Annotated in this window: 8 protein-coding genes; 2 read left to right on the top strand and 6 right to left on the bottom strand. The window is 41.1% G+C overall.

Translation table 11 applies throughout. From position 1 onward, the window contains the following. Nucleotides 1-306 precede the first annotated feature (306 nt). On the top strand, nucleotides 307-1,005 hold the full coding sequence (gene ric / locus WB217_RS08750; RefSeq protein ID WP_423992592.1) for an iron-sulfur cluster repair di-iron protein: 699 nt from the start codon (nucleotides 307-309) through the stop codon (nucleotides 1,003-1,005). Nucleotides 1,006-1,044: 39 nt separating this feature from the next. Here the strand turns inward: ric and cls are convergent, their stop codons facing one another. From cls to WB217_RS08735, 3 genes are all read right to left on the bottom strand, one after another. Continuing rightward, a complete protein-coding gene (cls, locus tag WB217_RS08745; protein ID WP_423992590.1) occupies nucleotides 1,045-2,556 on the bottom strand; it encodes a cardiolipin synthase in 1,512 nt (503 codons plus the stop codon). Nucleotides 2,557-2,833: 277 nt separating this feature from the next. Continuing rightward, nucleotides 2,834-3,850, bottom strand: coding sequence for a GTP 3',8-cyclase MoaA (moaA, locus tag WB217_RS08740; RefSeq protein WP_423992588.1), 1,017 nt, complete (start codon nucleotides 3,848-3,850; stop codon nucleotides 2,834-2,836). Nucleotides 3,851-4,096: 246 nt separating this feature from the next. Next, nucleotides 4,097-5,596, bottom strand: a complete 1,500-nt coding sequence (locus WB217_RS08735; RefSeq protein WP_423992586.1) for a nitrate/nitrite transporter — start codon at nucleotides 5,594-5,596, stop codon at nucleotides 4,097-4,099. A 383-nt stretch (nucleotides 5,597-5,979) separates the two neighbouring features. Here WB217_RS08735 and WB217_RS08730 point away from each other — a divergent pair, with 383 nt between their 5' ends. Further along, complete coding sequence (locus tag WB217_RS08730; protein WP_423992585.1) at nucleotides 5,980-6,678, top strand: Crp/Fnr family transcriptional regulator; 699 nt, start codon at nucleotides 5,980-5,982, stop codon at nucleotides 6,676-6,678. Between the two features lie 168 nt (nucleotides 6,679-6,846). Here WB217_RS08730 and WB217_RS08725 read toward each other — a convergent pair whose 3' ends face one another. The 3 genes from WB217_RS08725 to WB217_RS08715 all read right to left on the bottom strand — a co-directional run. After that, the gene (locus tag WB217_RS08725; protein WP_423992584.1) at nucleotides 6,847-7,968 is read right to left on the bottom strand and encodes a TIGR04053 family radical SAM/SPASM domain-containing protein; all 1,122 of its coding nucleotides are present in this window, start codon (nucleotides 7,966-7,968) and stop codon (nucleotides 6,847-6,849) included. A gap of 473 nt (nucleotides 7,969-8,441) precedes the next feature. After that, nucleotides 8,442-8,753: a metal-sulfur cluster assembly factor gene (locus tag WB217_RS08720; protein ID WP_423992582.1), complete on the bottom strand. Its 312-nt coding sequence runs from the start codon at nucleotides 8,751-8,753 to the stop codon at nucleotides 8,442-8,444. A 74-nt stretch (nucleotides 8,754-8,827) separates the two neighbouring features. After that, on the bottom strand, nucleotides 8,828-9,429 hold a 602-nt coding region (locus WB217_RS08715), incomplete at its 5' end, for a prolyl oligopeptidase family serine peptidase (protein ID WP_423992580.1).

Below are 9,429 nucleotides of genomic sequence, written 5' to 3'. Positions count from 1 at the left end.
GGCTTAGCTGGTCAGGTGAGACCCCGCAGGAGCGAAGCGACGAGGAGGCTCAGCGCCAGCCCCGCGGAAAGCGAAGCGCCTGGAACGAAAATCAACAGCTTTATTTAAAAGGCCTAAACATTACGCTTTTCATTATAAGAGTAATGGAAAAATGAAAATATAACAAACCTCACAGTATTCACTTCTAAAATTCCATATAAATATGTAGATTTTTTGTGAAGTGTGATGCACATCACCAGTTAGTTAATCCAATTCCTATATGATGAGTTTGTAAATAGTAATAATAAATATATGGAGGTTTTTTACATGAAAATGCCTTTTGATCAAAATTCCTTAGTTAAAGATATTGTTAATTTGTTTCCTCAATCCAGTGATTTATTTAAGAAGAACCGTCTCGATTTTTGCTGTGGCGGCAATCGTCCTTTAGCAGAAGCAGCGGACGAACAGAACATTAATGTCCCGGCAATCATGGCTGAGCTAGAAGATCTATATAAAAAACATAACGGAACTGCTGATAGCATGGAGGTTTGGACAGAAACCGATTCTGAAGTTCTGATTGACCATATTAAAAATAAGTATCATCGCGAACTCGAGGAAGAACTTTCGATGCTTAGCCCATATGTAACTAAGGTTTCTAAGGTACATGGCGATCGTCATGAAGAGCTTTTGAGGGTATATGAACTCTTTTATGAGTTAAAAAAGGAATTGCTTGAGCATACCGCCAAGGAAGAAGCTACAGTGTTCCCGATGCTGATGCAGCTGGATTCAGCGGATACCGATAAGCGCAAAGAGATGGTTTCTGAAATCACAGAACTTGAAAAAGAACATGATCATGCAGGCTCTATCCTTAAAGAATTGCGCGAAATAACATCCGATTTCACTCCGCCAATTGATGCATGCGGCACATATCGTTTGGTATACAAGCGGCTGGAAGCACTTGAAGCACATACTTTCATGCATGTACATCTCGAAAACAATATTTTGTTCCCGCGATATATTGCCTAAAACTGAAAAGACCTCATCATTGTGTGATGAGGTCTTTTCCTATAATACTCCTGAAAAAAGCCTTGCAAATGACTCCTTCGACCTTTCCATATAACCACGTTTATAATATTGAACTGGACTGATTTTTTCCGATTCCAGCATATCTTCCTCATAATGGGCGACAAGATCCCTGATCGAGCTTGTGCCAAAAAGGAATACATTCACCTCAAAGTTCAGGTGAAAGCTTCTCATATCCATATTTGCTGTACCTATAGACGCAATATTACCATCTACAATAATCACCTTTTGATGCAGGAAGCCTTTCTTATATGAATAGATTTCTGCCCCGCTCTTTAATAATTCCGAAAAATAAGAGCGGCTAGCGTACTGAGTCAGGTAGCTGTCATTGATTTCAGGTACCATGATCCTCACTTCTATTCCTTTTGCTGCCGCAACTCTCAATGCAGTACGGATCGCCTCATCTGGTACGAAATATGGCGTCGCTATCCAAATGGACTTTGTTGCGCATGACATCATTGTATAATAAAAATCGCTCATGATTCCTTGTTGGGTATCAGGTCCGCTCGCTACAACCTGGATAGCACCATCCAGTACATCGTCATGATCCTGCTTTTTTACAGCAGGATAATTCTCAAGAACACTCTCACCGCTGACATATTCCCAGTCGAGCAGGAACACATTGTGAAGTGTATATACCGCTTCACCCGTAAGCACCATATGGGTATCTCGCCAGAACCCAAAGTTATCATCCTCGCCAAGGTATTCAACACCGACGTTCAATCCGCCTACAAAACCAATTTCACCATCGATGATAACAATTTTCCTATGATTTCGGAAGTTGAATTTCTGATTGAAAAAGCCATACTTTAGCGGAGAAAATGGCTGTGCCTTGATTCCTGCATCTAACATTTCCTTCAGGTCTTTTGCGGCAAATTTCATGCTGCCGGCAGCATCGAACATGAATAGCACTTCAACTCCCTGCTGCGCTTTTTCTATAAGAATTTCAATGATTTCTTGTCCCAGCCGGTCAGACCTGAAAATATAATATTCAATGTGAATGAATTTTTCAGCTTCCTTCAGCTTCTTCTTAATTTCCGAAAAAGTTTCGTCACCATTTTTTAGGATCCTTGCTTTTGATCCTGTTGTAATTGGTGTGAACGAAGCATTCTTGGCATACTGCGCAAAGCATTGCTGATTATCGATCAAGAAGGATAAGTCACGAGACTCTTCCTTTCTCATTATTTTTTCCCATTCATCCCGATCCCGAGTTCGCTTACTTTTGTATAAATAACCCTTTAAGTAAAGCTGTCCGGAAAATAAGTAAAAGAAATAACCCACCACTGGAAATAGAATCAAGACGTACATCCACATCAGTGTGTGCTGAGCAGAACGGTTTTCCAGCACCAGAGAATAGATGCTGATTAAGATAATGATTGCATAGACTATTATGGCTCCACTCTTGACTAATTGGCTGAAGCCGGTGAAAAACACGATATAAATGCAGGCTATCAAAATAAATACAAATAAAAATTCAATTCTTCTTTTAAGCATTCAGGCATTCTCCAAATCATAAATAAGATATATTTGATTCTGCTTATACCCATAATCAGGTTGTTTGGAAACATAGTATGCCCATATTAGCTTTGAGAAAAGCGGAAGTCACTTTATTAATACCAACACGTTTTGAACATCGAAGGGCTTATGGAAGACTTTATCACCTAAGCATATAAAAGATTTCCCTCTGCCCAGTGGGAATACACTCTAATCTTATAGCTATTTTTGCATACTTTAATCCCCCTCACACAAAAAAAAGACCCCCGAAGGAGTCTTAGCCGCCAATATAAGACATTTCAATTTTCTTCCTGTTTGCGACTGTTTCTGCTGTCCGTTCATCTGAATATCTATCTGTACGATGATTCCAGATATTTGCTATGCGTGTCCGAAGCTCGTCATCGGTAGCACCCTCTCGCATGAAATCACGAATATCATGGCCATTTCCATTGAAGAGGCAAGTGAATAATTGTCCGTTTGCAGATAGACGAGATCTTGTGCAGCTAGAACAAAAGGACTCTGATACCGATGAAATGAATCCCACATTGATATCAGTACCTTTGTAGCGGTATTTCTTTGCAACTTCCCCGAAGTACTCAGGGTCAACCCTCTCTAATTCATAATGCTCGTTAATAGTGTCAAACATCTGCTTCTTTGTGATGACATCATCCATTTTCCAGCCATTGGTGCTGCCTACATCCATGAATTCGATGTAGCGCAACTCAATGCCTTCCTTTTTGCAGAATTCAGCCAACGGAAGAATTTCAGAATCATTGAGCCCTTTTTTAATTACAGTATTGATTTTCACACCTAAGCCGGCCTTTTTAGCTGCGTTTATTCCTTCAAGCACAGGGCCAACGCCGACATTACGGCCGTTGATTTCTCCAAAAAGCTCATCCTTCAAGCTGTCGAGGCTGACATTGACACGCTTCAAGCCAGCAGCTCTCAACTGCTCTGCATATTTTGGCAGAAGAACTCCGTTTGTCGTTAAGGCAATATCTTTTAGGCCCTCAATCTCATTTAACTTTTTAACAAGAATCGGAAGATCCTTCCGAAGCAAAGGTTCTCCTCCGGTGAGCCTGATTTTTTCTACCCCAAGTTCAATGAACAATTTTGCTACTCGTTCAATTTCTTCATAAGTCAAGAGCTCACTTTTAGGTAAAAAGGCAAAGTCTGGCCCGAATATTTCGGCGGGCATACAGTACTGGCAGCGGAAATTGCAACGATCTATTACTGAAATACGCAAATCTCGAAGTGGTCTATTTAACTGGTCTTTAATTATGTTTTTTACCATATGCGTCAACTCCAATTAGAGAAGTAGGATAAGTGAGCGTAACAGCAACAAATGCATTTCACTCTAATATTCTCACACTAACATTATTAGTCCTCTATTTAAATAGTAGAATTTCTCTTTATATATATATTACAACATAAAAATTGTCTGGGTAGTGTTTTTTACCCTAAATTGTCATGATGTTGTCAATTTTTAGGGAATGGAAAAAACTGCATTAATCAGTTTAATGCAGTTTTGAAAAGAGCTTTATTTGTTTTTCACTGTTAATTCACTGAACATGCCGACAAAATTCTTTATTTCGCCTGCTTCATTTTTAACAGGGCTGATTGTCAGCCACTCAGGATAAATCGTGCCATTCTTTTTCTTGTTCCAGATTTCTCCCTGCCAGAAGCCATTCTCTTTGATCGTTTTCCACATATCTTTGTAGAAGTCTTCTTCATGCTCGCCTGAACGCAGAATGCGCGGATTTTTCCCGATAATTTCTTCCGGGGTGTAGCCTGTCACCGTAGTGAAAGCAGGATTTACTTGTTCAATATTCCCTTTTACATCCGTGATCATGACACCTTCGATCGTATGGTCAATAATATTTTTAGCAAGGCTTAATTTGTCCTGGTAATACATCCAGAATACGATGATCAAGCTTGCTAGTGCTACTTGTGATAATGCCATGAATCCAATCGCATAGTGTCCAGTCAGATTGAACAGGAATGCGAGCATCAGCGGCGGGAAAAAGCCTCCCAATCCACCCATGGCAGAAACGATTCCATTCACGATTCCTGCCTGTTTTGAAAAATAGAGCGGGACTAGCTTGAAAATTGTACCGTTGCCTATACCTGCACAGATGGCGACTGCCAGGCAGCCGATCGTGTATAGTGTCAGCGATGGCATGAATGATAGCAAGATTCCCGAAATCGTCATACCGGCAAACACAAACATCAAAATGATGAAAGAGTTGAATTTATCACCCAGCCATCCTCCAATCGGTCTGAAAAATGTTGCAAGAGCGATAAAGCCAGCAGTCCTTAGACCTGCATCCACTTTTTCAAGATCAAAATGGGTTACAAGGAAGTTAGGCAAATAGATTGTGAAGGCTACAAATGATCCAAATGTCAGGAAGTAAAATAAGCTCAATGCCCATAGCTTTTGATTTTTATAAACACTCTTTATTTGTTCTCCCAGAGGTGTGATTACTTTAGGTTCCTTTTTATCTCCTAGCATGAAGTTCAGCAATGCAAAGGCAAGCATCAGGATCAAATACAACTTGACGGTTGTCTGCCATCCGAGCTGGGAGGCGATAACTGGAGCTGAGAAAGTTGAGATCGCAGTCCCAAGGTTACCTACTCCATAAATACCATTGACGAAGCCGTGGCGCTCTTTAGGAAAATACTTTGGCAGTGAAGTAACACCTACTGAGAAAACAGCTCCACCGATTCCTACAAACAATCCGCCAATCAGCAAATCTGTATAAGAATCAGCAAGACTGATGAAATAGATTGGAAAAAGCAGCAATGCAAAACTGATGAAAAACAATTTTCGCGCACCATACTTATTTGTCCAATAACCAATGGGAATCCTTAGGACGGATCCAAGGACCACAGGAATCGCTGTAGCCATGGCAATTTGATTGGCCGACATCTGGATATCCTCTTTTATGAATGGCATTAATGATGATAAGATTACCCACACCATGAATCCTGCTATAAGACTGAGCGTTTGCAACGGAAGCTGAACTTTTTGTGTTTTCATGATTTTTTCTCCCCTTTGAGCTTACTAATTTATTTCCCTAATGGCTTTGAAATTGTCATAGCAGCTTTCTATGGGTAAATCGTAAAAAATTCACAAGCTTTTAGATGTGACGAACTTCACACCTATTTCTATGTTCAATAAACCGTCACAGATGTCTTCAAACATGTAATTTATCTGCCTCTTTTTATCGATATAATAAACTTAAAGGCAATTTGTTTCGGAAATGTGAACAAAAAGGTCCTAGAATGTGACGACATTTTGACAGTTACTGTTCCTATATTTAGTTAACACTATGCCGGTGTTATTATTGTGACAATAAATACTTTGAAACGGTGAACCAGACATAAGTTTATTTTTCTTATTAAATGAAAAGGGTGATGACCATGCCACATGCACATAAAGTAACTCATTCGATTGAAATTAAAGAATTGCTCCAGTTTGCTGACAGGACGATCCATGCTAAAAAGGGTTCATACCTGTTCCAGGAAGGGATGGAAGCAGAGGAGCTTTATATAGTCCTTGACGGCAAGGTCCAAATCAGCAAGGTCACCCAGGATGGCCGTGAGCTCGCACTAAGGATTTGCGGAGAAAATGATATATGCGGCGAACTGACATTATTCACGGATGCTCCAAAATATCTCCTGAGTGCCCTTATCCTCGAAGACGCCAAGATTGCAGCCATCAGAAAAGATGTCATTGAAAAGGAAATTTTCCAGAATCCATCGCTTGCATTCGAATTCATGAAATGGATGAGCGACCATTTCCGCAAAACACAAACGAAGTTCCGCGACCTTGTACTGAACGGAAAAAAAGGCGCTTTGTTCTCGACGCTCATCCGGATGACAAACAGTTACGGTGTGCATAAGGACAACGGCATTCTCATCGACCTTCCGTTAACAAACCAGGAGCTGGCGAACTTCTGCGGCACTTCTCGTGAAAGCACGAATCGAATCTTGAATGAGCTTAAGCGTGAAGAAATCATTTCAATCAAAAAAGGAAAAATACTCGTACACGACGTTGACTTTTTACGCCAGGAAATCGGCTGCGAAAACTGCCCTGCTGTGTATTGCAGTATAGATTGATATCCATTTGCTTTATTAATACAAAAACGAGTGAGGCCCCCAGCTTCACTCGTTTTTTTAATGTGTCATACTTGGCTGTTGCTTTTGGCTACAGAGATTCAAAATTAACAATATCCTTAGGACACCCTATTGATTAAGCTCCAGCTCCATCGCGCTGGAGCTCAGATTTTAGCTTTGTTTCTGTTTTCTCAGTGCTTTGGGAATGTATACGCAGAATGGTTCACTTTCCAGATAATCTCCGGTCATAGCGTAGGCGCGTGAACGGGATCCGCCACAAACATGTCTGAATTCACATACACCGCATTTTCCTTTATATTCGTCGGGATTCCTTAATGACTTGAAAATGGGCGACTCCCTGTATATTTCAGCAAGCGGCTGTTCCCTGACGTTTCCAGCTTTAACAGGCAAAAGGCCGCTCGGGTAGACGTCCCCGGTGTGAGAGATGAATACAAAGCCATTTCCGTCATTGACACCTTTTGGCGCCCTGCCAAGACCATCGATCGAACCTGTCAGTCCTTCTTTAGTCAATGCAGTGAGATAATCGATTTCTTCGATATGGTCTTTTGCTTCTCTCATTTTTTGCTGAATTACGACCCTGCGGTAATGCTGGGCAGCAGTTGTTTTAATATCGAACTTCACTCGTTTGCTTAAGTCATACAGCCAAGTGAATACCTTCTCATGCTCTACTGGGGAAATCATGTCTTTCTCCTGGCCCCGACCTGTAGGCACTAGGAAAAATACGCTCCACAAAACACAATCCAGATCTTCAACCATCTTTGCCATTTCATCTAAATAATCTATATTATAGCGTGATATAACTGTATTAATTTGAATAGGTATTTCTAGTTCATGCAAGTACTTAATTCTTTCCATAGTTAAATCAAATGACCCAGCTGTCCCTCTGAAATGGTCATGAACTTCAGCTGTCGGGCCGTCAATACTGAATGCCCAGCGTGACAAACCTACTTCTTTAGCTTTTTCGATCGCTTCCTTCGTAACATTCGGTGTTGCACTTGGCGTCATAGAAACACGGACACCTTTTTTAACCGCATAGGCTGCGATATCAAAAACGTCCTCTCTCATAAGCGGGTCTCCACCTGTGAAAACAAGCATAGGATTATTCATTTCGTATATTTGATCGATAAGCGCCTTTCCTTCCTCAAAGGACAATTCGCGCGGGTCTCTTCTATATTGTGCCTCAGCACGGCAGTGTAGGCATTTCAGCTGGCAGGCTCTGGTCAGTTCCCAAATCACAATGAATGGGTCTTTGTTAAAATCTCTTGAAAACATAATTTGGCGCCTCCTTCAGTACTTCCCTATAAAAGAAGTATAGAAGTATTTGCAACTTGATTAAGTGAACTACCTCACATAAAAGCAGCTGATTTGATGGTTTGTATGACAATTTTGTGACTGGCAGACCTGTGGAGACTTCAAATAACAACTCGTTCCGATTTTTCACCTTGGAAATGTCATCGGAATCCCTCTCATAACAACTCGATCCCATTTTTCCCCCTTGAGTTGTCATCGGAACACCTCCCATAACAACTCGCCTCGATTTTTAACCTTTGAGTTGTCATCAGAACCACTCTCATAACAACTCGCCTTGATTTTTGACCCTTGAGTTGTCATCAGAACCCCTCTCATAACAACTCGCCTGCGATTTTTGTCCTTTGAGTTGTTATGAGGATAAATCCTCAACTCAGGTTTTCATGAATGCAAAAAAACAGCAAGGGAGCTCCCTGCTGCTTTTTACAAACATCTTATTAGTCTCTAACACCTAGCGCGATTTTTGCATAACGTGACATCCTGTCCTTTGACCAGGGCGGGTTGAACACGATATTTACTTCTGTTTCTTTTATTTCTGGAAGGTCTGCAAGTGCCAGCTTTACTTGTTCGACGATTGTGCCGGCAAGCGGGCAACCCATCGAAGTCAAGGTCATTGTTACGGTTGCCTGTCCTTCTTCGTTCAAATCAACATCATATACGAGCCCTAAATTAACGATATCGACGCCAAGTTCAGGGTCAACGACCATTTCAAGCGCACCCATAATGCTATCTTTTAAATCTTGATCCATCGGTGAACACTCCTTTGTAATGCTTGTTTATACCATCATAACAATGATTGTTATCCTTTAAAAGCAGAAAGGTATCACAAATGCTTTTCAAACCATTTTGCAGCAGCTATGACTCCTGCATTCGAAACCGTATGCCCTGCCTGTTCATCTGTAATGAATTCGAACAAATCCTCTGTACCTTCATATTTTAACCTGTTTTGCTCGTAAAAATGATAAGCACTTTGATACGGTACGACTTTATCCTGCTTTCCATGCCAGAACAGCACCGGCCGGTTGTTCAATTTTTCAGGCTGAAGCGAAAGGTCGTATTGTTTCAGCTCATTTAATAAAGAAGTGACTTCTTCCTTTGACAGCCCCAGCTTTACATTTCGTTTTTCCATTTCATTCAGCTGCCATAGCGCAAATTGTTCATACGACGGATTGCCCATCAAGCTGACTGCGGCTTTTATCCAATCATATTTTGCTAAGCCACCAAGTGTAATGATGGCCCCCATGGACGTTCCAGCAACTCCGATTCTCGATGAATCAACCAGATTTTCTTCAGCTAGGCTATCCTTAATAATTGAAAGCTCGTCAATTGAGGTAAGAACGATTTCCCAAAAACGGAACCCAAGCTCCATCTCTGAGAATCCCTCTGCTCGCTCCCCATGGTATTTTGCTTCAGGCATTACTACCC

The organism is Mesobacillus sp., from assembly GCF_049588175.1.
Taxonomy (GTDB): Bacteria; Bacillota; Bacilli; order Bacillales; family Cytobacillaceae; genus Mesobacillus.
Note: the sequence above shows the minus strand (reverse complement) of the source record. Positions and strands in the feature narration are given on the sequence as shown.